28 protein-coding genes are annotated in these 23655 nt (G+C 64.1%); 14 read left to right on the top strand and 14 right to left on the bottom strand.

The window, feature by feature from the left end:
• Positions 1 to 144: 144 nt before the first annotated feature.
• Together RTP54_RS09940 and RTP54_RS09935 are read left to right on the top strand one after the other, a co-directional pair.
• Positions 145 to 582, top strand: coding sequence for a GNAT family N-acetyltransferase (locus RTP54_RS09940; RefSeq protein WP_312362277.1), 438 nt, complete (start codon positions 145 to 147; stop codon positions 580 to 582).
• 153 nt (positions 583 to 735) lie between these two features.
• Positions 736 to 1815, top strand: a complete 1080-nt coding sequence (locus RTP54_RS09935) for a FecR domain-containing protein (protein WP_312362276.1) — start codon at positions 736 to 738, stop codon at positions 1813 to 1815.
• Between the two features lie 24 nt (positions 1816 to 1839).
• On the opposite strand, the gene RTP54_RS09930 is transcribed toward RTP54_RS09935, so the two are convergent.
• On the bottom strand, positions 1840 to 4014 hold the full coding sequence (locus tag RTP54_RS09930) for an adenylate/guanylate cyclase domain-containing protein (RefSeq protein WP_312362275.1): 2175 nt from the start codon (positions 4012 to 4014) through the stop codon (positions 1840 to 1842).
• A gap of 3 nt (positions 4015 to 4017) precedes the next feature.
• Entirely contained in the window at positions 4018 to 5772 is a 1755-nt protein-coding gene (locus RTP54_RS09925) for an adenylate/guanylate cyclase domain-containing protein (RefSeq protein ID WP_112804649.1), read from the bottom strand.
• A gap of 290 nt (positions 5773 to 6062) precedes the next feature.
• Here RTP54_RS09925 and RTP54_RS09920 point away from each other — a divergent pair, with 290 nt between their 5' ends.
• The 7 genes from RTP54_RS09920 (at position 6063) to RTP54_RS09890 (ending at position 10188) form a co-directional block, all read left to right on the top strand.
• A complete protein-coding gene (locus RTP54_RS09920) occupies positions 6063 to 6707 on the top strand; it encodes an Asp/Glu racemase (protein ID WP_312362272.1) in 645 nt (214 codons plus the stop codon).
• A 143-nt stretch (positions 6708 to 6850) separates the two neighbouring features.
• Positions 6851 to 7351 carry a GNAT family N-acetyltransferase gene (locus RTP54_RS09915; RefSeq protein ID WP_112815619.1) on the top strand — a complete coding sequence of 167 codons (501 nt, stop codon included), beginning with the start codon at positions 6851 to 6853 and terminating at the stop codon, positions 7349 to 7351.
• Positions 7352 to 7386: 35 nt separating this feature from the next.
• Complete coding sequence (locus RTP54_RS09910; protein WP_312362269.1) at positions 7387 to 7590, top strand: acetyltransferase; 204 nt, start codon at positions 7387 to 7389, stop codon at positions 7588 to 7590.
• A 109-nt stretch (positions 7591 to 7699) separates the two neighbouring features.
• Positions 7700 to 8251, top strand: a complete 552-nt coding sequence (locus tag RTP54_RS09905) for a GNAT family N-acetyltransferase (protein ID WP_312362268.1) — start codon at positions 7700 to 7702, stop codon at positions 8249 to 8251.
• Between the two features lie 177 nt (positions 8252 to 8428).
• Positions 8429 to 8824 carry a hypothetical protein gene (locus RTP54_RS09900; protein WP_312362267.1) on the top strand — a complete coding sequence of 132 codons (396 nt, stop codon included), beginning with the start codon at positions 8429 to 8431 and terminating at the stop codon, positions 8822 to 8824.
• A 288-nt stretch (positions 8825 to 9112) separates the two neighbouring features.
• Entirely contained in the window at positions 9113 to 9607 is a 495-nt protein-coding gene (locus tag RTP54_RS09895; protein ID WP_312362266.1) for a copper chaperone PCu(A)C, read from the top strand.
• Complete coding sequence (locus tag RTP54_RS09890; protein ID WP_312362265.1) at positions 9607 to 10188, top strand: SCO family protein; 582 nt, start codon at positions 9607 to 9609, stop codon at positions 10186 to 10188. The genes RTP54_RS09895 and RTP54_RS09890 overlap by 1 nt, the downstream gene beginning before the upstream one ends.
• Before the next feature lie 147 nt (positions 10189 to 10335).
• Here the strand turns inward: RTP54_RS09890 and RTP54_RS09885 are convergent, their stop codons facing one another.
• Entirely contained in the window at positions 10336 to 10779 is a 444-nt protein-coding gene (locus tag RTP54_RS09885) for a TIGR02594 family protein (protein WP_112805265.1), read from the bottom strand.
• 572 nt (positions 10780 to 11351) lie between these two features.
• Here RTP54_RS09885 and RTP54_RS09880 point away from each other — a divergent pair.
• Entirely contained in the window at positions 11352 to 11705 is a 354-nt protein-coding gene (locus RTP54_RS09880; protein WP_112804665.1) for a DMT family protein, read from the top strand.
• Positions 11706 to 11733: 28 nt separating this feature from the next.
• Here RTP54_RS09880 and RTP54_RS09875 read toward each other — a convergent pair whose 3' ends face one another.
• The 9 genes from RTP54_RS09875 to RTP54_RS09835 form a co-directional block, all read right to left on the bottom strand.
• Positions 11734 to 12348: an RDD family protein gene (locus RTP54_RS09875; protein ID WP_409517095.1), complete on the bottom strand. Its 615-nt coding sequence runs from the start codon at positions 12346 to 12348 to the stop codon at positions 11734 to 11736.
• Positions 12349 to 12701: 353 nt separating this feature from the next.
• A complete protein-coding gene (locus RTP54_RS09870; protein WP_112815612.1) occupies positions 12702 to 13517 on the bottom strand; it encodes an ATP-binding cassette domain-containing protein in 816 nt (271 codons plus the stop codon).
• 33 nt (positions 13518 to 13550) lie between these two features.
• Entirely contained in the window at positions 13551 to 14333 is a 783-nt protein-coding gene (locus RTP54_RS09865) for an ABC transporter permease subunit (RefSeq protein ID WP_112815611.1), read from the bottom strand.
• Between the two features lie 101 nt (positions 14334 to 14434).
• Positions 14435 to 15388 (bottom strand): aliphatic sulfonate ABC transporter substrate-binding protein, encoded by a 954-nt coding sequence (locus tag RTP54_RS09860; protein WP_112815610.1) that lies wholly within the window; start codon positions 15386 to 15388, stop codon positions 14435 to 14437.
• Between the two features lie 221 nt (positions 15389 to 15609).
• Positions 15610 to 16089: a DoxX family protein gene (locus RTP54_RS09855; RefSeq protein ID WP_312363220.1), complete on the bottom strand. Its 480-nt coding sequence runs from the start codon at positions 16087 to 16089 to the stop codon at positions 15610 to 15612.
• Positions 16090 to 16114: 25 nt separating this feature from the next.
• The gene (locus RTP54_RS09850) at positions 16115 to 16870 is read right to left on the bottom strand and encodes a DUF2063 domain-containing protein (protein WP_112815608.1); all 756 of its coding nucleotides are present in this window, start codon (positions 16868 to 16870) and stop codon (positions 16115 to 16117) included.
• An 11-nt stretch (positions 16871 to 16881) separates the two neighbouring features.
• A complete protein-coding gene (locus RTP54_RS09845) occupies positions 16882 to 17736 on the bottom strand; it encodes a DUF692 domain-containing protein (protein WP_312362260.1) in 855 nt (284 codons plus the stop codon).
• Positions 17737 to 17815: 79 nt separating this feature from the next.
• On the bottom strand, positions 17816 to 18100 hold the full coding sequence (locus RTP54_RS09840) for a DUF2282 domain-containing protein (protein WP_112804681.1): 285 nt from the start codon (positions 18098 to 18100) through the stop codon (positions 17816 to 17818).
• Positions 18101 to 18159: 59 nt separating this feature from the next.
• Positions 18160 to 18429, bottom strand: a complete 270-nt coding sequence (locus RTP54_RS09835) for a DUF2282 domain-containing protein (protein ID WP_112804683.1) — start codon at positions 18427 to 18429, stop codon at positions 18160 to 18162.
• A 226-nt stretch (positions 18430 to 18655) separates the two neighbouring features.
• Here RTP54_RS09835 and RTP54_RS09830 point away from each other — a divergent pair, with 226 nt between their 5' ends.
• Together RTP54_RS09830 and RTP54_RS09825 are read left to right on the top strand one after the other, a co-directional pair.
• Complete coding sequence (locus RTP54_RS09830) at positions 18656 to 19222, top strand: sigma-70 family RNA polymerase sigma factor (RefSeq protein ID WP_312362258.1); 567 nt, start codon at positions 18656 to 18658, stop codon at positions 19220 to 19222.
• On the top strand, positions 19209 to 19844 hold the full coding sequence (locus tag RTP54_RS09825) for a DUF1109 domain-containing protein (protein ID WP_312362256.1): 636 nt from the start codon (positions 19209 to 19211) through the stop codon (positions 19842 to 19844). Before RTP54_RS09830 ends, RTP54_RS09825 begins: the two co-directional genes overlap by 14 nt.
• A 5-nt stretch (positions 19845 to 19849) precedes the next feature.
• Here the strand turns inward: RTP54_RS09825 and RTP54_RS09820 are convergent, their stop codons facing one another.
• Together RTP54_RS09820 and RTP54_RS09815 are read right to left on the bottom strand one after the other, a co-directional pair.
• On the bottom strand, positions 19850 to 20440 hold the full coding sequence (locus RTP54_RS09820) for a hypothetical protein (RefSeq protein WP_112804691.1): 591 nt from the start codon (positions 20438 to 20440) through the stop codon (positions 19850 to 19852).
• 11 nt (positions 20441 to 20451) lie between these two features.
• A complete protein-coding gene (locus RTP54_RS09815; protein WP_112804693.1) occupies positions 20452 to 20838 on the bottom strand; it encodes an acyl-CoA thioesterase in 387 nt (128 codons plus the stop codon).
• A gap of 216 nt (positions 20839 to 21054) precedes the next feature.
• On the opposite strand from RTP54_RS09815, the gene RTP54_RS09810 reads away from it, so the two are divergent.
• Together RTP54_RS09810 and RTP54_RS09805 are read left to right on the top strand one after the other, a co-directional pair.
• Positions 21055 to 22869 (top strand): methyl-accepting chemotaxis protein, encoded by a 1815-nt coding sequence (locus RTP54_RS09810; RefSeq protein WP_312362252.1) that lies wholly within the window; start codon positions 21055 to 21057, stop codon positions 22867 to 22869.
• A 222-nt stretch (positions 22870 to 23091) separates the two neighbouring features.
• On the top strand, positions 23092 to 23649 hold the full coding sequence (locus tag RTP54_RS09805) for a Kazal-type serine protease inhibitor family protein (protein ID WP_112804697.1): 558 nt from the start codon (positions 23092 to 23094) through the stop codon (positions 23647 to 23649).
• Positions 23650 to 23655: the final 6 nt, after the last annotated feature.

Below are 23655 nucleotides of genomic sequence, written 5' to 3'. Positions count from 1 at the left end.
CTTCGGATTTTTCCGGACGCATTTCAGTCCATCGGGGGGCGGGGGTCGTCGGGAGCAGCACGCGGGCTTTCACTCCCACGGCCTTGCGAATAGGAGAGGCCGTCGCCTTCGGCGGCACAGGTGACGCATTGCAAGGGAGTGGAAATGTTTGTCATCGATGGATGTTTGCCATCGTCGCCGCTGCCGGGGGATTTCGACGACCTGCGGCAGGACGCCGTGGGCGAGGGATACCGGTTCGTCGAGCGGCTGCACGAAGAGCGGCGCGCAGGAACCAAGCGCTTCGAAGGGCAAGGGGAGATCCTGCTGATCGCAACCGCGGCCGGTGCCTGTGCGGGACTGGGCGGGCTGACCGCCGACCCCACGATCGCTGGTCTGTTGCGGCTTCGCCGCTTCTATGTGCGTCCGCGGTTCCGTGGTCTCGGCCTCGGGCGTCAGTTGGCGTCAAGGCTGCTTGCCCATGCGCGCCAATATGCCCCCGGCGTTACCGTGAATGCAGGCACTGTCGAAGCAGGAGCGTTCTGGAAGAAAATGGGTCTCATGCCTTCGGTGCAAGCGGGCATCACGCACCGGCTGGACTTCTAGCCGGGCGGCAGGCCGCCGGCCGCAGGCGGTGTGCGGATGCCCAGGGTGGCGTTCGATAATCCTTACGAGTTCCGGTTGCTGCCCGTTTACCCCGAATGGGCGAGAAGACACTTCACCTGGCAGCGTGATAACAATAGCGGTTTGGAGGGGGCCATGTCGCGTTTGCGTATTGCCGCACTCATCGCTCTGAGCGCCACGCTTCTATGTCCGATGCCGAGCATGACGGCAGAACCCGTTGGCCAGGCAGTTTCGATCCGGACAGAGGTGTCGGGCGCAAGCGGTCCGCTTGCGGTCAGGGACCCGGTCTACCGGGACGAAAGGATCCGGACGTCAAAATCCGGCCTCGGCCAGTTCGTCTTTCAGGACGGCACCAAGCTGGCCGTCGGCTGGGGATCGTCCGTCGTCATCGATCAGTTCGTCTATGATGGCACGAAGTCGGTGAAGAAGCTGACGATCACGGCGGCCAAGGGCACGTTTCGCTGGGTCAGCGGCAAATCCAAGCATTCAGCCTATGAGATCGTGACGCCGGCCGGCACCATCGGCGTGCGTGGCACGGCGTTCGACTTCTATGTCGCCCCCGACGGAACGACGGCGATGGTGCTGCTCAGCGGCGCCGCGAGCTTCTGCGGCGCCGGCGGCTGCCGGCAGTTGACGCAGCGCTGCGATTGTGTGGTGGCCAAGCCGGGCCGCAGCGTCGGCCAGACCAGCAAAGTCAATCGCCGCACGCTGCAGGCACTCGGCAACACAAAGGCCCTGCCGTTCCTTTCCGGCAACCAGAAGCTGACCGGCGCCATGGGCTGGGTGGGTGGCGGCTGTGGACTGCGCGCGGCCCAATTCGAGATCGAAAGTCCGACGATTCGCACACCGGAGCCGGCGGTTCGCCAGGAGCCGAGGCAGGAGCGGCCGCAGAAGGAGATTCGCGAGCGCAGCCGCGGGAAATTCGATCGCAACGGCCCGAAACTCGATCGCGACGGACCAAATCTCGACCGCAACGGCGAAAAATTCGATCAGGGCGGCGTGAATAACGATCCGGGTCCAGGCAACCAGAGCGGCGGTGACACCGGTGGCGCGGGCGGCACCGGTGGGGAGACCGGCGGGGCGGGCGGCTCAAGTGGGGACACGGGTGGCGCCAGCGGCAATACGGGCATCGGTGGCGGCGATACCGGCAACGGCGGCGCCGGCGATACCGGCAATGGTGGCGGCGGCGACCGCGGCACCGGCCATGGCGGTTAAGGTCGCATTCGACGGCGATCAATACTATTCGGCGATGTGGCTTGCCTGATCCGCGGGCGCATCCTGGAAATGCTCGGACCGGCGGGTGATCCGGCCGTAGAAGGGCACGAGGCCTGGTGTCACCGCTGCGGCCTTGAGCTTGGCGGCATTGGCGAGGCTGCGGCTCGACGAGGCGCGGGCACGCAGATTTTCAACGAGCCGCGCATGCAGTCTCTGCAGCTCGGCGAAGGCAGGTGATGACGAGACCCCTTCATCGCCGGCCACGGCAAAGAGCCGGGTGCGCGTCGTCTTTCCCTTGAGGCCAAGCGCGCCAGCCTCCAGCAGCGCGCAGTCCGGCACGGCCTGTGCCGTTGCCTCGGACACCAGGATATCGAAGCTCACCTCCTTGCAGGCCGCCTCGATGCGGGCGGCGATGTTGACGGTGTCGCCGACGGCCGAATAGTTGAAGCGTGTTTCGGCACCCATGTTGCCGACGCAGGCAAGGCCCGTGTGTATGCCGATGCCGATGCCGACATCCTGCGTGGCGCCGAATCCGAAGGCATCGTCGGCATTGAGCCGGGCCAAGGTCTCGCGCATGCCCAGTGCTGCGCGAAGCGCCTTTCGCGGGTGGTCGGCGACATCGACCGGCGCGTTCCAGAAGGCCATGATCGAATCGCCGATGAACTTGTCGAGTGTCCCCTCGTTGGCAATGACGTGGCGGCTCAGCGCATCGAGCAGCGTGTTGAGAAAGGCAACGACATCGGTCGGCGCCAGACGCTCGCTGATCTCGGTGAAATTGCGCACGTCGACGAACATCACGGTGAGCTCGCGGTCGTCGCCACCGAGCCGCAGCGCATTGCGATTGTGCTCGATGCGGTAGAGCAGCGACGGAGAGAGATAGCGGCCAAAGGCCTGGCGAACCTCGCGCCGTTCGCGATCGGTGACGAGGAAGCGGAAGGCGGTGGCGGAGAAATGCGTGATCGAGGCCGCAAGGATCGGTGCCAGCGGATCGAACAGCAGGCCGGCATAGGCGAACGCCGCCCAGGAGGCCAAGAGCGCCATCGCCGTGATCGCCATGCCGCAGGCGAGCGCCACCACCGGGCTGACAAACGTCGTCAGCAGCACCAGGAGACAACCGGCAAGCGCGATCGACAGGATTTCAAGGCCATTGGCCCAGTCGGGCCGGGAGAGGTAGCGGCCCGAGAGGATCTGCTCGACCATCTGCGCGTGCAGCGACACGCCCGGCACGTTCTGGCCGAGCGCCGTGGTGCGCACGTCCTGCAGGCCGGCGGCAGAGGTGCCGATGAAGACGATGCTGCCTTCGATGGCGGCGGCGACATCGGGGGAGACGTCGCCGTCCTCGAGAATGCGCCGGGCGGAAACGTAGCGCTCGGTGGTATCGGGACTGACATAGAGCCACAGTTCGCCCGATGCGGTAACAGGTACGACGAAGTCGCCGATCTTGGCCGCCGTCAGCGTGTCGGGCAGATCGGGCGCGCCGGCAAGAACATAGGTCGACGCACCCTGGGCCACGCGCAACGCCTCCATGGCGAGGCTGGGATAGAGCTGCTCACCGTCGCTGAGGAACAGCGGCACGGCGCGCACCACCGCCGAGGAATCTCCGGGGTTGAGGCTGATGTGGCCGAGGCCGGCGGCGTTGCTTTCCAGTTGCGGGCGCAGCGGCGTGGCCGCCCGAATGCGCGGCGGCGCGGCGATCGGGCTTTCGCCGGTGAAAGCGAAGCCCGCCTTGACCGGCGGCATGTAGCTGCCCTCATTGGTGAGCCCGAAGCCGAGGACGACCGGCTTTCCCGCGATCGATCCGGCGAATACCTCGTCATTGTCGGGGAGGCGTTCCAGCAGCGCCGGGTCGATCTCCGGCACCTGGCGCAGGACGTTGCGGGGCGAAAGCCGGTCGGGTTCGGCAAACAGGATGTCGAAGGCGATCGCGGAGGCGCCCATCTGCGCCAGCCGGTCCGTCAGCTTGGCCATCCGGTCGCGGGGCCAGGGCCACTGCCCGAAGGCGCGCAGCGAGGCTTCGTCGATGTCGACGACCTTGACCGGCATGGTCTCATAGGCCCGCGGCGACAGCCGCTGGTATTCATCGAAGGTGACGTCGCGCCCCTGTCTCAAGAGTTGGGGATCGCTGGCGCGCAGCAGCGTCAGGGCGGCGACGACCGCCAGGCCGATCACGACGCCCAGTTGTTGCGCGCGGGTCACCATCCCTCACGCAACGGCCGGCAGGCCCGCCTTGCGCAGGCCGTCGGTGAAATGGGCGTGATCGGCGGCCTCGAGATAACAGGTGAAGATCTGCCAATAGCGCGCAAGATCGCAAGGCGCGCCGGCAACGGCCTCGTCGACGAGCTTGCCTGTCCCCTCCGTTCGCCCGAGCTGGCCGAGACAGGCCAGCAAAACCACAAGATTGAAGTAGGTGCGACGCAAGAGAAGCCCGCGTTCGGCATGCTGTTGCGCCTCCTCGTAGTTGCCAAGATGATAGTGGGCCAGCGCGAGCCGGTTGAGGAAAAGATAGGTCAACGGATCGTGCGGGCTCAGCCGCAGGGCCTTGTGCAGCGGATCGAGCGCCTCGGCGAAGCGGCCGATGAAGATGCGCGCCCATCCGAGCGCCATGTGGGCCAGCGCGAGATTGGGATTGAGGTCGATGGCCTGCTGCGCCTCGGCAACAGCGGCATGCGGACGCTGGGCCGAGAAATTGGCAAGGCACATGACATAGTGCGAATAGGGGTCCCGATCTTCGAGCGCGATGGCGCGCTCGGCTGCGGCGAGCAGTTCGATCCGGTCGCGCTCGATATCGTCGCTGAAACCGAAGAAACATCGGGCATAGAGCGAACGCGCCAGCATCATATGGGCACGGCCGAAATCGGGATCCAGCGCGATGGCGCGGCGATGCCAGTCGATCGCCTCGGAAAAATGCGCCGCCGTATCCTGGGCATTGTGGAGCAGCGTGCCGCGCATGTGGCATTCATAGGCGTCGAGGTTCTCGGTGCCGCGCAACAGCGCCCTTCGGTTTTCGCCGATGAGGATCTCCGGCTCGATGGCGGCCACCACATGCTGGGTGAGTTCGTCCTGGATGGCGAAGATGTCCGCCACCTCGCGATCGAAGCGCTGCGCCCAGAGGTGCACGCCGGTCTCGGCCTCGATCAACTGCCCGGTGACGCGCACGCGGCTCCCCGATCGGCGCACGCTGCCCTCGACGATGTAGCGCACGCCGAGATCGCGGCCGATCTGCTTCACGTCCACCGCGTGCCCCTTGTAGGCGAAGGAGGAGTTTCGGGCGATGACGAAGAACCAGCGGCAGAGCGAAAGCCCGGTGATGATGTCTTCCGTCAACCCGTCGGCGAAGAAGTCCTGGCCGGGATCGTCCGACATGTTGACGAAGGGAAGCACGGCGATCGACGGCTTGTTCGGCAGACGCAGCGGCATGCCGGGCAGGTCGGGCAATGTCGGATCTTCACGCCACTCGACGCTGTGCACCAGCACCGGCCGCGGCATGTTTTTCAGCGTCTGCTCGCCGAGCTTGACCGTTGGAAAGTCGAGCTTGCCTTCGATCTGGTCGTGCAGCGTTCCGGAGATGCACACGCCCGCGGGTCGCGCCACCTGCTGCAGCCGCGCGGCGACGTTGACGCCATCGCCAAGCAGATTGGCGCCCTCCACCACGACGTCGCCAAGATTGATGCCGATGCGGAACTCCATGCGTTTCTCCGGCGACAGGTCTGCATTGCGGCGCTGCAGGGCGCGCTGGATGGCGACAGCGGCGCGAACGGCCTGAACGGCGCTGTGAAACTCGGCAACGACGCTGTCGCCGGCAGTGCTGAAGATACGACCGCCGTGCTCGGCGACGAGGTCGCCGATCGTGGCGCAATAGGTTCCCAGCGTCGCAAGCGTACCTTCCTCGTCGGTCGCAACGAGGCGACTGTAGCCGGCGACATCGGCAGCGAGGATAACTGCGAGCTTCCGTTCCAAGGGGGCGAGCCCCTCCTGCGGCGTACTGGTGAGATTAAATTAAGCGTAACGTAAATTAGCTCTATCTAGAAGCGTGAAAAGCGTTGGAAGCGCCCGCAACGGTGATTGCTGCGCCGATTTCGCGGTCATTTGGGCACGGCACGTGTTTTCGCCCGTGGATTGCGCGCGTGAAACGACCAAAGGCTGCGTTGTGGGTCTGCAATCGACCTTTCCACCCTCTGCCGGAACGTGCGAGATATGCAACAGGCTTCGCCTGGCTCGAAACCGACACCGACACGAGGAAAAGCAACTTGATCATTGCCTGCCTGCACACGGCCGACAGCAACATCGCCGTTTTCGAAGCCGCCGCCCGTGAACTCGGTCTTGCGGCAGATGTGCTCGTACACGCGGTACGGCCGGATCTGCTCGTGGCGGCCGAACGGTCAGGTGGACTTACGGAAGACATCGCCGGGCAGACCGTCGCGGCCCTTTCGGCGCTGGTGGCCGGCTCCGACGCCGTGATCCTGACCTGCTCGACGCTCGGCCCGAGCATCGCGGCGATCGGTGCCACGCCGGTGCCGGTGTTGCGGACCGACGCAGCGCTTGCCGAACAGGCTGTGACATCAGGCGGAAAGGTCGTAGCGCTCTGCGCGGTCGAAACGACCGTGATGCCGACCACGGTGCTTTTTGCAGCAGCCGCAGAGCGCAAGGGTGCAGCGCTCGACGTTCGTCTCGTTCCCGGCGCATGGGGTCTGTTCAAGACAGGTGACGGCGAGGGCTATCTCGCCGCGGTCGCCGCCGCCGCCGAGGCGGCCTATGAGGATGGTGCCGATATCGTCGCCCTTGCTCAAGCCTCGATGGCCGGTGCGGCCGATCGCGTGCGCAACGGCCCAAGGCCGCTCACGAGCCCGGCTGCGGGTCTGGGTGCTGCACTGGAGTTGCTTGCGTCATTCTGAAACGCGCATTCCGTCAAGGAGTCAGTGTTTTAGCGGCGAAATCTAAAGTTTGGAATCCGATCGCTGCTACCGCGGATTAACGTTGACAGGATGGGGGCGGTGCGGGGAGGATCGCCCGGCTCGCGATCAACCGGGAACCCCTCATGTCTGCCTTTCAGCTCCGCCGCCTTGAAGCACGAGACGCCGAGCGCTATCGCGCGCTCCGGCTGGACGGCCTGTTGCGCCATCCCGAGGCGTTCGGCGCCTCCCATGAGGATGAGGCGAAACAGCCACCGGAATGGTTCGCCAACCGGCTGGCGATGGCGGCGATCTTCGGCGGGTTCGATGCGGCCGGTACGCTTGTGGGCGTCGCCGGACTGTCGATCCCGAATGCCATCAAGTCGAAGCACAAAGGCATTCTCTGGGGCATGTACGTCGTCGAGGCGGCACGCGCGAGTGGCCTTGCGCGGCGATTGGTCGAGGCCGTGATCGACGAGGCGCGCGGCAAGGTCGAGCAGTTGCAGCTCACCGTCGTTGCCTCCAACGCCCCGGCGCTGCGGCTCTATTCCAAGCTTGGCTTCGTTGGTTACGGATTGGAGAAACGCGCGCTTTGCGTCGACGGTGAGTATTTCGACGAGACGCTGATGGCGCTGTCGCTGGATTGACCCGATGCAGGAAAAATTCGCGCGTTGATAAGCCGATGCGGATTGAGGTTCATCGCAGCCGGCTTCTCCGGCAGCTGGAAGAGGTAGCGCGGGTCCATGGTGCGATCGGCGCGCAACTGACCACCTCGACCTTCCAGGCGATCGGCTTTTACGCACGCGGCGGATATGCCGAGATCGCGCGGCTCAAAGACCGGCCGCCCGGTGAAGGCCGTGTGTGGATGGCGAAGAAATTCGGATAATTAATTGTTTTTGTGCGGAAAAGCTGAAAATCCTTCGCCGTCCTGCCTTGCGCGGCAGTCGGCATGAAGACGGCCTCGACGAGGCGGCTGTCATCGCTAGGATGCCGCCATGAACACCTTGATTCGACTGACCCGTGATGACGACGTGCCGGCGCTTCCGGCGATCGAGAGATCGTCGGGAGAAGCCTTTCGCGTCGTGCCCGACCTTGCCTGGATCGCCGACGACGACGTGCAGTCGATCGACGCGCATCTGGATTTCGTGCGCGCCGGTCTGTCCTGGGTTGCTGTCGACGCTGACGACCGTCCGCTCGGGTTTCTCTGTGCGGAGGTCGCCGATGGCGCGCTGCACATCTGGCAACTGGCGGTGCTGCACGACTGGCAGGGCCACGGCATCGGCCGCTCCCTTGTCGACGCTTCGATCTCCGAGGCCCGCGCCCGCTCGCTCGGCGCGGTGACGCTGACGACATTCCGTGACCTCGCATGGAACGAGCGCTTCTATCGCAAGGTCGGCTTTACGACGCTTGCGGTGGACGAGGTCGACGCGCGGCTGGCAGCGATCCTCGCGAAGGAGGCGACGTATGGTCTGCCTGCCGCGCGGCGCTGCGCCATGCGCCTGACGCTCGCGGGCGGACAGGCGGCTCCAGCGCTGACCCGTACCTGACCGCCGGCCGCTTCCAGCTGTGACCGATTGACCGAAATCGCGCCGGCGTCCCGCGAGCGTGGCTGGTTCGCTCTTCCATGTCGGCAAGGCGGGCCGTCCCTGCGAATGCGTGTCCAAGTGCCGCATTGCGATGGGGGCGCCAGGAGAATTAGTCATAGGCGGAAGGGACTGTTGCGCATGATGGCAAGGGGGACGGATTGGGCGAAAACGGTGCGCATTCTCTGCGCCATCGCCCTTTTGTGCCTTGGCTTGGCGCATAAGCCGCCGGTTATCGGCGCGCCCGCGCCAGGTGGACTGCTCGCCGAATATGTACTGCCGGACGGGACGCTTTCGAGCGCCTGCACGCCCGGCCATGATGAGGGCGAAGACCATAAAAGCCTCGATCGAGGCAATGGCTGCGAAGCCTGCCGCATCACGCAATCGATCAGTCTGGCGCTTCCGGCGGATCGGTGCGGACAAAAGGTCGAGGTCGCGAGCGATGTCCAGTTTCCCGTTCGGCGGAACGTTCTTCACGCCCGCCTCGTTGCGCCGAGCGCGCTTGCCCGTGGACCACCTTCCGTCGCGATTGCCTGAGGCCGGCCCCGTGCCGTGCGGCGAAGCTGCGGGCCGGGATCGATCGGCACATCTGTAGGCCGGAACGCACCATAGGGCGTCTGGCCGACGCAAAGCGACGTCGCAGGCTTCGGGCAGATCAAACACCATCCTTATCATCCATCGGTTTCTGCCAAGCGGCCGGGCGCCGACGGCTCTCGTCCAGGGGGCGAGGCTGCACGCGCCCGGCGCCAACCAGAAACCCACCTTCGTGGACAAAACGGGCAGCGCCATCCTGCCCGATGCAAACACATCCAGTGGAGATTACACATGAAAACGCTCACCACCTGGGCTGCAACGATAGCATTGGTCGCCTCCGGCGCCTTTTCCTGCGCGTTTGCCCATGACATCAGGATCGGCGAGATCAGCGTGAGCCAGCCCTATGCGCGTGCCATGCTGCCCGGCGCCAAAGTCGGCGGCGGATATCTGACCATCACCAACGAAGCGGCAACCAACGACAGGCTCGTCAGCGCCACCGCCAGCCGTGCCGGATCGGTCCAGCTGCACGAAATGAAGTTCGACAACGGCGTCATGGTCATGCGCGAGCTTGAGGGCGGGATCACCGTGCCCGCCGGCACGACGGTCGAGCTCAAGCCGGGCGGCTATCACGTCATGTTCATGGATGTGCAGCAACCGTTCAAGGAGGGCGAAGACATCAGGGCGACATTGACCTTCGAACGGGCTGGCTCGATCGAGGTCGACTTTACGGTCGGACCGCCGGCCGGCAACGGCGGCCATGGGAAGCACGAGGGGCACGGAAAATGATGCGGGGTCCACTTGCAATCGTCGTCACCGGTCTTGCCGGTGTCCTCTTCGCCATACTCGTCGGCGTCGTGGCCTGGGTTGCGCTCAACGAGCCGCGACGAGGGCCATTCAGCGCGCAATTCGCGCTGGTCGACGACAGGGGCAGACCCGTCGATCAGTCGATCTTTCAAGGCGCGCCGGCCGTCATGTATTTCGGCTACACCCGCTGCCCGGAGGTGTGCCCGACGACCCTTTACGAAGTCGCCGACTGGCTGAAGGGGCTCGGGACACAAGGGCAGGATCTGAAGGTCTATTTCTTCTCCGTCGACCCCGAACGCGACACGCCCGAGATCATGCATGGATATGTCACCGCCTTTACCAACCGGATCACGGGAATAACCGGCAAGCCGGAGGAAATGCGGAAGGTCGTCGACGGGTGGATGGTCTATGCCGAGAAGGTTCCGAGTGACAATGGCGACTACCACATGAGCCACACCATGTCGCTTCTGCTCGTGGGCGCCGACGGCCGGCTCAAAGGGCTCATCCCCTACGGCACAGGAAGGGAAGAGGCGATGAAGACGATCAGGGACATGCTTCTGTGACCGACGGGCGGAGCAAGGGGCGTGTGCGGCGGCCATTGCTTCGCCGGCGATCCGGTTCAAGTCGCCGCCAGGCAAGAGTGGCGATGTCTGGGGCACGGTCGCCGGCGATGTGCCAGGCTGCGCACGGTCCTTTGCTTCATTCCGCGGCTAGCGCCTGACGGCGACCACCTGGCCGCGGCTGAACTGCGACACCGTGACCCGACCCGACTGGTTGCCGCCGATGATCTTTGCCGTCGATTTCGACAAGGCCGAGAGGATGCCGACATGATAGCGGCGGCCGGTGCGCACCACGATGATGTCACCGGGGCGGGCATAGGACAGTTTGACGGGTGCACCGAAGCGCAGCCACGAGCGGGCGATGCCGAAGCTCTGCGGCGGGGTTCTGCCGGCCTGGCGCGCGACCAGGCCCATGAAATGACCGCACCAGGGGGTGCGGGCCGGATTTATGCCCAGTGCGGTGCGCAGCCGCTTGTTGTTCTTCACTTCATGCAGGCCGTTATACTGCTGGGCCTGGGCCAACATGCCCGCCGTGGCCACATCCGGTGTCAAAAGCGCGACATAGGCAGCCGCGAGAAACGCCAGGACCTTCATGGTCAGGTCTCCTTGCCAGGTTGTATGGTGCGTGCATTCCGGATGTGCCTGGCGATCGCCGAACACTGCCCCCGGTTTCATCTGCATCGATCACTGTGTTCGGGGGATATCGGCGGTTGGCGCCTGCGCGTCGCAAATCTGAACGCAGCATCAGCGCGCCGGCGAACCGCGCCGAAACGCGGTGCCAACTTCACGGCGATTGCCGTCGGAGTGTGGTATTCCCCTGCCTGTCCCGTCGGACGGTGCGCGGACTTTTGCTCATCGGCTGGAGCAAAATTGTGGCAAAGGGCAAAAAACGAGAATTTTCGTGCGTAAACTAACTCTTTCGGGTTAGATATTTTTGATTTTTACGACTTTTACGCGTTGTTTTTGTGTCGGGCTTGGAGCGGGGATGTGGGTGGCTCCAGATGAAACGCGCCATGACGCCTTAATTGAGGCAGCGATTTCGGCCATCGCGGACTGCAATGGAGCATGGTGCGCGAGCCACAAGGGAGTAAGCGCGATGTTCGCGCTTGTCAGAAGCCTGACCGCAAGATCATTCTGCGCGGACGATTCGTGCCCTTGAGGTTCCCATGTCATTCTCCGTCAATCCGGCCTATCTCTGGCCGATCCTTCTGCTGCTGGTCTCCAACGTGTTCATGACGTTCGCGTGGTATGGTCACCTGAAATACACGTCCTCGCCGCTTTACATGGCGATCGTCGCGAGCTGGGGTATTGCCTTCTTCGAGTATTGCCTGGCCGTTCCGGCCAACCGCATCGGCCACGAGGTTTATTCGGCGGCGCAGCTGAAGACGATGCAGGAGGTGATCACGCTCCTGGTGTTCGCGGCGTTCTCGGTGTTCTGGCTGAAGGAGTCGATCGGCTGGAACCACCTGGTCGGCTTTTCCCTGATCGCGATCGGCGCCTCGTTCATCTTCAAGGGCTGAGCGGACGCCCTGTGGCGTCATCTCTCGCTCAGGACGCCGATGCTGCAGTCGTGGCGGTTGTTCGGTGAGCTGATTTGCGGATGACACGGCAGCCAACCAGAAGATCGTAGATTGTCTGGCCGCGCCAGCGCATGAAGGGAAAGACCCACCAGAGGATAATAAAAAGCGGGAAGGCCAGAAAATTGGCCAGCAGGATGACTTGGGCCGGGGCGCCGAAGACGGTGATGGCTTCGATGAGATCCGTCAGAATGTCGCCGCTGCCAAAGATTGCCAGCAACAGCGTCGACAACGGCGCACCCAAAAGGATGAACACTAATAACGGCAGTATCCGCAACGTCTCCCGCTTGACGGCGGAGACAAACGGCAGCAGTTCACCGTTGTCCTGAACCAGGCGCAAGGCGAGCAGCAATTTGCCAGGCGTTGCGCCGAAACGCGCTACAAGGCCGGCGCTGCAGAGGGCGAAGAGAAACAATGGCAGCAGTTGGTCCAGAACGCTGCGTGCGATCTGCACAATTTCAATTTCGAGAGGGTTGGCTGCCTCGTCGATCGCCAACGTGATCGAGCGCTGGCCGGGCTTGATGCCGGCTTCGATCAACGTCGATACGAACGTCCTCTCTTCAGGCGCTCCCGCGGTGGATGTCACGCAGATTTGGTTTTCCCGCCTCTGACCTTTACCGAGCGGCCATTCGCGATCAATTCTTTCTGCAAGGGCGCTGGGGCCGGCCGGTTCGCATAGGGTCGTCGTCGAAACGAAGAGCCGCGGGGTCCAGGGAAGGATTGTGGCGAGGCTGATGACAATGACGATCGCGGCAACATAAAACAGAAGGGAGTCGATGACGAAGGCGGCCAGCCGTCGCCAGAGGAAGCGCGCAGGTCTGGTATCGATGGCCGTCGAATTGATGTTTCAACCTCTCATGAAGGCAATGGTTGCATTGCTTTCACGGAAGGTTGTGGTCGTCAACGGCCTGCACGCTGAACGGCAGTCGAGGGTGCGTGTCAGCCCCGCCCGAACAATCGGTCGAGGATCTGTCCTTCGAGTCGAGCGGTCTCGGGGCTGCCGTGGCGGCGGGGGCGGGCGACCGGGATCGGCAGATCAAGCGCGATGCGGCCTTCGTCGATCACGACGACGCGGTCGGCGAGCGCTACGGCCTCGGCGACGTCGTGCGTGACGAGCACGGCGGTAAAGTTCTGTTGTTGCCAGATGCGCTCCAGCAGTTGCTGCATCTCGATGCGCGTGAGGGCGTCGAGCGCGCCGAGCGGCTCGTCGAGCGCCAGGATGAAGGGGTGGGCGACAAGCGCCCGGGCAAGCGCCACGCGCTGTTTCTGCCCGCCTGACAGGACGGACGGCCACTCGCCGGCGCGGTCGGCAAGGCCAACCGCCTGCAGGATCTGCAGCGACAGGTCGCGGGCGACTTCGCCCTTGGCGATGCCGGTGAGGCCGACCTCGACGTTGCGGCCGATCCTTGCCCAGGGCAAAAGCCGCGGCTCCTGGAACATGATGCGGCTGCGACGCTCGGATGCGCTGCCGCCGGCAAGGGTCAGGGTGCCGCTGGACGGGGTGTCGAGCCCGGCCAGAATGCGCAGCAACGTGCTCTTGCCGCAGCCGCTCTTGCCGATGACGGCGACGAACTGCCCCTGCGGCACGTCGAGGTCGATACCGTCGAGCACGGTCTTGTCGCCGAAACGCTTGGTTATTCCGCGCAAGGAGAAGGCGAGCGGGACTGCTGGTGGTGTCGGTGAAGGTGCCCGGTTGGACGCCGGCACGTCGTTTTTGTCCGGTTGCTGCTTGGCATGAAGGGCGATGACGGACATCGGATTGTTCCTCTTCGTCTGGAAAGAGCTGCCTCAGGCCGGCTGAAAGGCGGGGTGCCATTGCAACGTCAGGCGCTCGAGCAGCCTTGCGAAGCTGTCGGCCAGCTTGCCCAGCAGCGCGTAGATCAGGATGGAGAGAATGACGACGTCTATCAGCAGGAACTCGCGCGCCTGCATCGCCATGTAGCCAAGGCCGGAGGAGGCGGCGATCGTCTCGGCGACGATCAGCGTCAGCCACATGATCCCGAGCGCATACCGAAGGCCGACGAAGATGGCGGGAAGGGCGCCTGGCAGGATGACGCGGAAGAACAGCTGGCGTCGCGACATGCCGTAGATCCTGCCCATCTCGACGAGTTGCGGGTCGACGCCTTGGATGCCGAGCAGCGTATTGACGTAGATCGGGAAGAAGACGCCGAGCGCCACGAGAAACAGCTTGGCTTCCTCGTCGATACCGAACCACAGGATGACCAGCGGGATCAGCGCCAGATGCGGGATATTGCGCACCATCTGCAGCGTCGTGTCGGTCAGGTCTCGGCTGAGGCGCGAAAGGCCGTTGGCAAGCCCGAAGGCAAAACCGATCGAGCCACCGATGGCAAAGCCCGAAAGTGCGCGCAAGGTGCTGACGCCGATGTTTTCGGCAAGCTCGCCCGTGGCAAGCAGGCGGATGAAGGCGGCGAGCACGGCCGAGGGAGGCGCAATCACACTCTCCGAGATGAGGCCCGTGCGGGAGGCCGCTTCCCACACGAGGATCAGGATGGTGGGCAGGAGCCAGCCTGCGAGATTTCGCGCAATGGTGTTCGTTGCGGTCTTCGCCATGCCTCAGGTCCTTGCTTGCTCGCAGTCTCAGGTCTTCGCGGCGCCGGCGCCGAAACTTTCGTCCCGACGCCGGCCGGTTCTCGCCTTGGGAGGGAGAGGGATCAATTGCCCGGCGCTGTCCACACCGCATCGGAGATGGTGATCCGTTTGGGGATCAACCCGAGCTTGAAGAAGCGATCGGCAGTCTGCTGCTGGCCCGCGACGATCTCGTCGGTGATCGGTCCGATGGAAAACACGGTGCGGTTGGCCGCAATCGTCTGGGCTTCGAGCGGCACGCCGGTCACATCGTGCAGCGCGGCTGCGACCTTGTCGCGATTGCCATCGGCCCAGACCGAGGCCTCCTTCAGTGCCGCAATGGTGGTGGTCACCGTCTCGGCGTGGTTGGCGGCAAAGTCGCGGTTGGCGAGGAAGTAGGTATTGACATCAAGCGTCTCGGCCGAGGTCGTCAGGATGCGCGGCTTGTAGCGGGTTTCGGCGATGGCGAAGAAGGGATCCCAGACGGCCCAGGCATCGATCTTGTCGCTGGCAAATGCCGCAGCCGCATCGGCAGGGCTCAGATAGACGGGCGTAACGTCGCCAAAGCCGATGCCGGCTTTCTCCAGTGCGGCAACCACGAGATTATGGGCGCTGGTGCCCTTGCCGACGCCGATCTTCTTGCCCTTGAGGTCGGCAAGCGACTGGATCGGCGAGCCCGGCTTGACGAAAATTGCCTCGCCCTTGCCATTGGACGGCAGGGCAGCGGCGTAGACGATCGCCGAGCCGGCGGCCTGGCCGAAGATCGGCGGCGCGTCGCCGGTCCAGCCAGCATCGATGGAGCCCACATTCAAGGCTTCGACCAGCGGCGGCCCGGCGGTGAACTCGACCCATGACACAGCGATGCCTTTCGGCTCCAGCGCCTTCTCGATGACTTTCTGTTGCTGGGCGACCACCGGCAGGCCGGTCTTCTGGAAGCCGATGCGGAATTCCTTGAGATCGTCAGCCAAGACGCCGAAGGAGGCCAGCACTGCGGCGGTGAAGAGGCCGGTGCCGAAAAGTCGTCTGGTCAGTTTGTACATCTGTCCCGCTCCTGTTTGCTGGAGGGCTAAGGGCGCCGTCCTTTGAACCGGGTTCAGTGTAGAAGAAGATCATAAAATTTATGGAGTTTGTTTGTTTTGTTGTCGGCCCTCTTTGCGAAACGCTTTTGCGGCAGGCGGGCCTCCCGGGAATTTTCGTCATCCTGCCCGGGCGCAAGCCGCCGCGCGGCGCTGACCGATTGAGCGCCGCGGCATGCCTCAAGTCAGCGACGGGCGCTGCACCCGCCGAAACGCCGGGCGATGAAATGATCGATCGAAGCGCGACCAGGGCCGCCGGCGATGATCACGAGCAGGCAGACCGCCCATGTGCCGTGCGTCGGCCATGCATCGGGGTAGACGAAGATCTCGATCACCAGCGTCATGCCGAGGAGTGCCAAGGCGGACAGCCGGCTGGCAAAACCGATGACCAGCAACAGCGGGAACAGGTGTTCGGCAAGAGCGGCCGCATGGGCGGCAAGCCAGGGATCTACGAGCGGCAGCCGGTATTCGTTTTCGAACAGGTAGACGGCGCTGTCCGTTACCTGCCAGCCATCGACCTTGGTCTGGCCCGACTGCCAGAAGACTGCGGCGATCGACAGGCGCGCGATCAGCGCGACGACATCGTGCGGGATGCGATCCAGGATGTGCAGCGCCGCGCCGAACTTGCGGGCAATGCCCTGGTGGCCGTCCGACGTCAGGGACATTTCGTTTTGCATGGTCTTGCTCCAGTCAGCGGATGGCAACGAAGGCGCCGGTTTGCAGGGCGCCGGCGAGATTGGCCGATAGGTCGAACGCGCTGGCATCCTCGCTCGCGATGTCGACCGCGGCGGCAAGGCGCTTTCCTTCCGCCAAGGCCTGCAGGAAGGCTGCGCCGCCCGGCGGCAGGCGGCGGACCTCGACCGTCATATGCGGCCGCACCACGATGGCGTCTTCGGCGACCCATGCCTCGATCGGACGCAACTCGGATTCCCCGGCATTCATCGCCCAGATGGTGACGATGGGGTGCGGCGACCGCAGGACGCTCAAAGATGGATGCGGCACGAAAACGACGTCTGCCAGCCGTTCGGGCGAAAGGACTGCGAGCACGGCGGGGTCGAGCGGGGCTGCGTCGGCGGCGTGATAGGCCTTGCCGCGTGCCGCCTCCAGCCGGATGACGTCGGGCAGATAGGCAATGGATCTTGCCGGTTCGAACTGCTCGGTGAAATCGGCGAAGTCGTCGCCATAGGTCAGCAGCAAGGGAGAATGCGGCGGGTGGAGACGGACGAACTCGGCTGCCATCGCTGAGAAAAACGCCTCACCGACGATCGTCTCGGCGGCCGGAAAGCGCGAGGCGATCGCACCCGTCAAGCCCGAGACGACATTGTTGCGGTAGACGGCGAAGCGACGCTGCGGCCGGGGCCCGTTCCAGGCTGTCAGGCCTTGCGGAACGGGAACGGCCGGATCGGTCAAGGCGGCGGCAAACTGCCTCTGGGTGCCAAGTGACAAGGCTCTCTCCTTCAGGCGGCGCGGCGTTTGCAGGCGTTCTGGAGAATGACGTCGGCGGCCCGCGCTTCGGCGCTCAAAACCGGCCAGTCGGGCACGTCATTGTCCCATTCTATCAGGGTCGCGACCGGGCCGATGCGCGCGATCAAGGTGGCATAGAGCGCCCAGACCGGATCCTTGACCGGCGTATCGTGGCTATCGATCAGGAGCGGCGCGCCGGCATCGTCCACCGTCTCGGAGTGACCGCTCAGGTGGATTTCGCGCACGGCATCGACGGGGAAGCGAGCGAGGTAGTCGGACGCGTCCATATGATGGTTGGTCGAGGCGACGAAGACATTGTTGACGTCGAGCAGCAAGCCGCAGCCGGTGCGCTTGACGACCTCAGCCAGGAACGCCGTTTCTTCGATCGTGCTTTCGGCAAAGAGCAGGTAGGTGGCCGGGTTTTCGAGCAGCATCTGCCGTTTCAGCGTTTCCTGGACCTGGTCGATGTGGTCGGCAACCGCCGTCAGCGTCAGGTTTGTATAGGGCAGTGGCAGCAGGTCGTTGAGGAAGACGCTGTCATGCGTTGACCAGGCGAGGTGCTCGGAGAAGCTCTCGGGCTCGTAGCGGTCGCAGACGGTCTTCAGGCGGGACAGATGTGCCTTGTCGAGCGGCTGAACCGAGCCGATCGACAAGCCGACGCCGTGGATGGAAAGCGCGTAGTCTTCGCGCAACTTGGCGAGCTGCGCATGTGGGGGGCCGCCGGCACCCATGTAGTTTTCGGCATGCACCTCGAAAAAGCCGATCGGTTGGGGGCCCGCATTGATCGCTTGGAAATGCTCGGGCTTGAAGCCGACGCCAGCACGGCGCGGGAGATCGGAGAGTTTCATTCGGATGGCTCCTCTGGTTGCGGGGCGGCGGCGCGGGGGGACTGCGCCGCCGCCTTGTCGGATGGTGACGATCCGGGGCTTAGGCCGGAGCGGGACCCTGCGTCAGCGAGCCATGGCCATTCGGCGTCTTCATCGCCTCGCATGTGCCTGTTGGAACGAGCTTCCAGGCGTTCTGCTGGTGGTCGACCTTGGAGGTGCCGGCGCAGGTGGTGCCCGGTCCTGCAGCGCAATCATTCTGGCCCTTCAGGGCGATGCCGTAGCACTTCTCCTTGCTCGGCTCGGCGGCCGATGCGGGGGCGCTCGCGACGAGTGACAGGGCGGTTGCGACGGAAGCGGCAAAGACGCTTGCGGATATCTTGTTCATGATGCTGTTCAGTCCTGATTATGTTGAGGAAGGCACGCTGTCGGTTTGGACCGATGCGATCAGGCCGGCATCAGCATGCCGTGACCCTCAGGGGTCTTCATCGAGGTGCAGGTGCCGGCCGGGACCAGCTTGAACGAGCCCTTGTCGAAATCCATCGTCGACTTGCCGGCGCAATCATGTTTGCCTGCAGCGCAATCGTTCTGGCCCTTCATGGCAACGCCGTAGCATTTTTCAGTGTTTTCGGCGGCGAAGGCGGACGGGGCAGCGATTGTTGCCAGCGCCGAAGCGAGCGAACCTGCGAGTGCCAGAGTAGCGATGCTGTTTTTCATGGAACTGTCTCCGTTGATGGTCGGCCATGATCGGCTGACACTTGGGCTACGGAGGCGGATCGCCGTTCGTTACATCACGCGTTTCGATTTTTTTCGCCGCGTGCGCTTGCAGTCTTTTCGATTGCGGGGGAAAACGCAGGCGAACCAAGGCTTTCCGGCGATTCAGAAATATTTCTTCGCGGGTCGGTAACAAAAACGTGTGCCCGTTCGTAGAGGATGATGTCGGGTGAATTCTTCGGCGCGTGAACAGCAATGGGCGGAATGGATGCGCAGCGCCATGAAGGGCGATACGCAGGCCTACCATCGCTTCCTCTGCGCCGTGACCCCGCATCTGCGCGCCATGGCGCGCCGGCGCTGCGATCAGTTCGGTGCTCCGGCGAGCGAGGCGGAGGACGTGGTGCAGGAAGTGCTTTTGGCCGTGCACCTCAAGCGCGCAACGTGGGATACTGATCGACCGATCGGCCCGTGGCTGTCGGCAATCGTGCGCAACAAGCTGATCGACAGCCTGCGTCGCCGGGGTCGGCACGTGAATGTGCCGATCGAGGATGTGATCGAGACGCTGGAGGCGGAGGAGCAGGGTGACGGGCTGGACCGGATGGATGCGGCCAACCTGCTGCAACGCCTGAAGGATCCTCAGCGCGATATCGTGCGCTCGATTTCGCTCGAAGGGGCGGGCGTGCGTGAAACGGCTGAACGACTGAAGATGAGCGAAGGGTCGGTGCGCGTGGCACTGCACCGGGCGTTGAAGTCGTTGGCAGCCCTTTATCGGAGTGAGACACGTGAAGACGAATGATCTGATCAGCCTTTTGGCCGAGGATGCCTCCGTCGGTATGCGGCTTGGCCGCATGCTGGCGCTCGCACTTCTGGCGGGGCTCATCGTGTCCGCCCTCATTCTGTTATCGACGGTCGGTGTGCGGCCCAACCTGGCAACGGCCATCGAGACGGCGCGGGTGCTCTTCAAGATCGGCTTCACGCTTGTGCTCGCCGTCGTCGCATGCCGGCTGGCCTTCCTTGTCGGGCGGCCGGGGCGCTCGCTCAGGGCGCGTGGATTTCAGCTTGCCATTCCGGCCACGCTTCTGGCCATTGCCGTTTCTATCGAATTGCTGATGCTGCCCTCGCAGGCCTGGACTGAGAGCCTGATCGGCAAGAATGCCGGCTTCTGCCTGTTTTTCATTCCGGTGCTGTCGCTCGCGCCGCTTGCCGGTTTTCTGTTTGTCTTGAAGAACGGCGCGCCTGAAAATCCCGGCCTTGCAGGCGCTTCGGCGGGCCTTGCCGCCGGCGCCATTGCCGCGGCGCTCTACGCGTTTCACTGCCCTGATGACAGCCCGCTGTTTCTGGCGGTCTGGTACTCGATCGCCGTCCTGCTGGTGACCACGGTCGGCTACTTCGCCGGGCGACGCTGGCTGAGCTGGTAACGGCCTCAATCCAAAAGGTCGAACGCCCGGTACATCCAGACCAGTTGATAGGCCACCGCGCCGATGAGGAAGGCCGCATGGAAACGCCGGTTCGGCGTCCAGGCCGCGATCAGGCAGAGCACGATGTAGGTGACGTTGCGCGCGGGATATTCGAGCCCGTAGGAGGCGAAGTAGGCTTTGCCCTTCAACGCGGTGTCGACCAGATCGACGGCGAAGGCAAGCGCCAGGAAGCCGAAGAACCACCTTCGCCGTGACATGAAGTAATGCTCGTAGTCGCTGTAATCATCCAGCGTTGTCGGAAACAGCAGCACGCACAGGAAGAAGAAGACGCAGCAATAGAGGATGACGAACAGATAGACGGCGACGTCGAGGACGGGCAGGGCGTGGAGGTGGAACTCCCACCACCAGAAATGCACCAGAAAGACGAACATGAACAGCACCCAGCCAAGGTGGATCCAGTAGACCCTTGTCTTGCCCGGATGCTGCACGAAGAGCGCAAGCCCGCTGAGCAGCCTTGCGAGGCTCAGGCTGACGATCATGCCCATGACGACGCGAATATGCGAGAAGATCGCCGGGTCGGGCTGGATCGGATCCATGAACGCCTCTCCTATTCCTCGGGCACCGCCTTCGGCTTGCCGTTTTCGTCGAGCGCGACCATGACGAAGATCGCGTCGGTCACCTTCTCCATCAGATGCGAGAGATAACGTTGCGCCCAGGCTTCCACCTTGAGCGTCATCGAAGTGCGTCCGACCTTGACGACATCCGTATAGATGCACAGCGTATCGCCGATCTTGACCGGCAGGGCGAAGGCCATCTCCTTCACCGCCGCCGTCACCACCCGTCCGCGGGCGCGCTCGGCAGCGCGGATGCCGCAGGAAAGGTCCATCTGTGCCATGACCCAGCCGCCGAAGATGTCGCCGGCGGCGTTGGCGTCGGCCGGCATGGCGAGCGTGCGCAAGGTCAGTTCGCCGGTCGGTCTGCTGTCTGCAATCATGCGGCTTGTCTCCCTTTTACCCTAGAAGATGTAGCGCATGGTGGCTTCTCCAGGGAAGGGCGCCGCAGGACAAATCGAATGCGACCGAACAATCGACGACTGCGCTTCTTTCGAAGGTGTTAATTGAGAATCGTCAAATTTAGGGGTCGTTTGTTAGGGGCTTTGCAAAGAGCCATCCCTATCCTGCACGCTTCTACTGGAGGCAGGGGACTGGGGATGAAACGATTCAGGATTTCGGTGCGGCTCTACGCGCTTGTGGCGTTCGCACTTTTGACCATGGCGGCGGCACTGACCTTCGGCCTGTTTCAGGCGCAGGACAAGCTCGTCGGCGAGCGCAAGGCGATGCTGTCGGCCATGAACGAGAACGCGATTGCGGTTTTCGACGCCTATCACAAGCAGGAAGTGGCCGGCACGCTGTCGCGCGAGGACGCGCAGAAACGCGCGCTCGAAGCCATCAAGGCGATGCGCTACCAGGGCAGCGGCTATTTCTGGATCAACGACATGCATCCGACGATGATCATGCATCCGATCAAGCCGGAAATGGACGGCAAGGATCTTTCAGCCAACAAGGACCCGAACGGCAAGCACCTGTTCGTCGAGTTCGTCAAGACGGTCGAAAAGAGCGGGCAGGGGTTCGTCGACTACTACTGGCCGAAGCCGGGCGCCGATGAGCCTGTGCTGAAATACTCCCATGTCGCCGGCTTCAAGCCCTGGGGCTGGGTCGTCGGCACCGGCGTCTATTCCGACGATCTCGCCGCCATGTTCCGCGAGCGTGCGTGGCAGGTTGCCGGTATTCTGCTTGCCGCGGCTCTCGCGATCCTGATGGCGGCACTGGCGATCGTGCGCAGCGTGGTCAGGCCGGTCGAGAAGCTGAAGGCATCGATGCGGTCGATCGCCGACGAGGATCTGTCCAGCGAAGTGCCCGAAACCGATCGGGGCGACGAGATCGGCCAGATGGCGAAGGTGCTGGTGGTCCTGCGCGATTCCGTACGCGAACGGCTGGAACTGCGCTCCCGCGAGGCCGAGCAGCAGGATCGCATGGCGTCCGAACGGCGCGGCAACGAAGAGCGCCAGCGGGCAACCGCCGACGCGCAGACGGACGCGATGGAAACCGTGGGTGCCGCGCTCGAACTGCTCGCAAGCGGCGACCTGACGGCCGAGATCGGCCATATCGCGCCGGAATACGGCAAGCTCAGGCACGACTTCAACACGGCGGTTGCCGCCCTCCGCGATGTTATCGGATCGATCTCGCATTCCACCGAGATCGTCACGGCGAGCGCCGGCGACATTTCGGAAGCGGCCAACAACCTGTCGCGCCGGACCGAACAGCAGGCAGCGGCGCTCGAGGAAACCGCAGCTGCGCTCGACGAGATCACCTCGACGGTGCGCCATTCCTCCGATCGGGCCAACGAGGCCCGCAGCATGGTCAACGAGACCAAGGCGAGCGCGGCCAAATCCGGCGGCATCGTGCGCAACGCCATCGATGCGATGGGACGGATCGAGACATCATCGAGCCGGATCAGCCAGATCATCGGCGTGATCGACGAGATCGCCTTCCAGACCAACCTTCTTGCGCTCAACGCCGGCGTCGAGGCCGCCCGGGCAGGCGAGGCCGGTCGTGGCTTCGCGGTGGTGGCGCAGGAAGTGCGCGAACTGGCACAGCGTTCGGCCGGTGCCGCCAAGGAGATTAAGGAACTGATCGGCACGTCGGTGCGCGAAGTCGGTGCCGGTGTCGAGCTCGTTCGCTCGACCGGTGACGCGCTGACCGAGATCGAGGCGCTGGTCAACCGCGTCAACGAACAGGTTGCCTCGATCGCGACGGCGGCCCGCGAACAGGCGACCGGTCTTGCCGAGGTCAACACTGCGGTCAACAGCATGGACCAGATGACCCAGCAGAATGCGGCGATGGTGGAGGAGACGACGGCGGCAAGCCAGACGCTTGCGGCCGAGAGCCGCGAGTTGAAGATGCTCCTGACCAAGTTCCGCCTGCAGGAGACGGCCCGGCAGACAGGTTACGGCCGCGCCGCCTGAGGCCTGAACCGGCCTATCGATAACGGGGCCCGCGCGCGACAGTGCGCGGGCCCCTTGCCATTCATGCGCGCTTCGAGCGGGATGTCCGGATGCAACCATCTGTGCGCGGCGCGGCTGCGGGCTTGACCAAACCGTGTACGGGAATAGATACCGGTGAACGGGGGCGGGATGATGCGGCATGACGCCGGGTCGCCGGCCATCGCTGCACTCCAGGGGATATTCATGGCGCTTCTCAGACTTCTTTTCACGCGGCCGGGGGCGGCTGTTCTCCTGGCTTTCGGGTTCCTGTCGGCCTGTACCGTCGTGGTCGACGAGCCGCGGCCGGGTCCAGGCCCGGGCCCGATCCGTCCACCGATGTGCACCATGGAATATGCGCCGGTTTGCGGCGAGCGCGGCAACCGCACGCGCACCTTCTCGAACTCCTGCCAGGCGCGCGCCGATGGCTTCAACGTCGTCCACCGCGGCGAGTGCCGGCCGGATTACCGTCCGCCGGAGCGTGAACCGCAAGCCTGCACGCGCGAATATGCGCCGGTGTGCGGCCAGCGCGGCCGCCAGCAGCAGACCTTCTCCAATGCCTGCATGGCACGTGCCGATGGCTTCCGCGTCGTTGCGCCCGGTGAATGCCGTCGCGACGACGACCGCCCGCCGCAGGGCCAGTTCTGCAGCCGCGAATACGCGCCGGTCTGCGGCCAGCGCGGCAGCCGGATCCAGACATTCCCGAATTCCTGCGAGGCCGGCGGCGCGGGCTTCCGGGTCGTTCATCCCGGCGAATGCCGGTAGGACCCA

This window comes from Ensifer sp., from assembly GCF_031989085.1.
In the GTDB taxonomy this organism is placed as follows: domain Bacteria; phylum Pseudomonadota; class Alphaproteobacteria; order Rhizobiales; family Rhizobiaceae; genus Ensifer.
This window is presented reverse-complemented; position numbering and strand designations above follow the sequence as displayed.

Excerpts from the sequence above, each read along its gene's own strand:
- RTP54_RS09940 (WP_312362277.1), top strand. The coding sequence starts at position 145 with ATGTTTGTCATCGATGGATGTTTGCCATCGTCGCCGCTGCCGGGGGAT.
- RTP54_RS09935 (WP_312362276.1), top strand. The coding sequence starts at position 736 with ATGTCGCGTTTGCGTATTGCCGCACTCATCGCTCTGAGCGCCACGCTT.
- RTP54_RS09930 (WP_312362275.1), bottom strand. The coding sequence starts at position 4,014 with ATGGTGACCCGCGCGCAACAACTGGGCGTCGTGATCGGCCTGGCGGTC.
- RTP54_RS09915 (WP_112815619.1), top strand. The coding sequence starts at position 6,851 with ATGTCTGCCTTTCAGCTCCGCCGCCTTGAAGCACGAGACGCCGAGCGC.
- RTP54_RS09910 (WP_312362269.1), top strand. The coding sequence starts at position 7,387 with ATGCGGATTGAGGTTCATCGCAGCCGGCTTCTCCGGCAGCTGGAAGAG.
- RTP54_RS09905 (WP_312362268.1), top strand. The coding sequence starts at position 7,700 with ATGAACACCTTGATTCGACTGACCCGTGATGACGACGTGCCGGCGCTT.
- RTP54_RS09900 (WP_312362267.1), top strand. The coding sequence starts at position 8,429 with ATGATGGCAAGGGGGACGGATTGGGCGAAAACGGTGCGCATTCTCTGC.
- RTP54_RS09895 (WP_312362266.1), top strand. The coding sequence starts at position 9,113 with ATGAAAACGCTCACCACCTGGGCTGCAACGATAGCATTGGTCGCCTCC.
- RTP54_RS09890 (WP_312362265.1), top strand. The coding sequence starts at position 9,607 with ATGCGGGGTCCACTTGCAATCGTCGTCACCGGTCTTGCCGGTGTCCTC.
- RTP54_RS09885 (WP_112805265.1), bottom strand. The coding sequence starts at position 10,779 with ATGAAGGTCCTGGCGTTTCTCGCGGCTGCCTATGTCGCGCTTTTGACA.
- RTP54_RS09880 (WP_112804665.1), top strand. The coding sequence starts at position 11,352 with ATGTCATTCTCCGTCAATCCGGCCTATCTCTGGCCGATCCTTCTGCTG.
- RTP54_RS09870 (WP_112815612.1), bottom strand. The coding sequence starts at position 13,517 with ATGTCCGTCATCGCCCTTCATGCCAAGCAGCAACCGGACAAAAACGAC.
- RTP54_RS09865 (WP_112815611.1), bottom strand. The coding sequence starts at position 14,333 with ATGGCGAAGACCGCAACGAACACCATTGCGCGAAATCTCGCAGGCTGG.
- RTP54_RS09860 (WP_112815610.1), bottom strand. The coding sequence starts at position 15,388 with ATGTACAAACTGACCAGACGACTTTTCGGCACCGGCCTCTTCACCGCC.
- RTP54_RS09855 (WP_312363220.1), bottom strand. The coding sequence starts at position 16,089 with ATGTCCCTGACGTCGGACGGCCACCAGGGCATTGCCCGCAAGTTCGGC.
- RTP54_RS09845 (WP_312362260.1), bottom strand. The coding sequence starts at position 17,736 with ATGAAACTCTCCGATCTCCCGCGCCGTGCTGGCGTCGGCTTCAAGCCC.
- RTP54_RS09840 (WP_112804681.1), bottom strand. The coding sequence starts at position 18,100 with ATGAACAAGATATCCGCAAGCGTCTTTGCCGCTTCCGTCGCAACCGCC.
- RTP54_RS09835 (WP_112804683.1), bottom strand. The coding sequence starts at position 18,429 with ATGAAAAACAGCATCGCTACTCTGGCACTCGCAGGTTCGCTCGCTTCG.
- RTP54_RS09820 (WP_112804691.1), bottom strand. The coding sequence starts at position 20,440 with ATGGATCCGATCCAGCCCGACCCGGCGATCTTCTCGCATATTCGCGTC.
- RTP54_RS09815 (WP_112804693.1), bottom strand. The coding sequence starts at position 20,838 with ATGATTGCAGACAGCAGACCGACCGGCGAACTGACCTTGCGCACGCTC.
- RTP54_RS09810 (WP_312362252.1), top strand. The coding sequence starts at position 21,055 with ATGAAACGATTCAGGATTTCGGTGCGGCTCTACGCGCTTGTGGCGTTC.
- RTP54_RS09805 (WP_112804697.1), top strand. The coding sequence starts at position 23,092 with ATGGCGCTTCTCAGACTTCTTTTCACGCGGCCGGGGGCGGCTGTTCTC.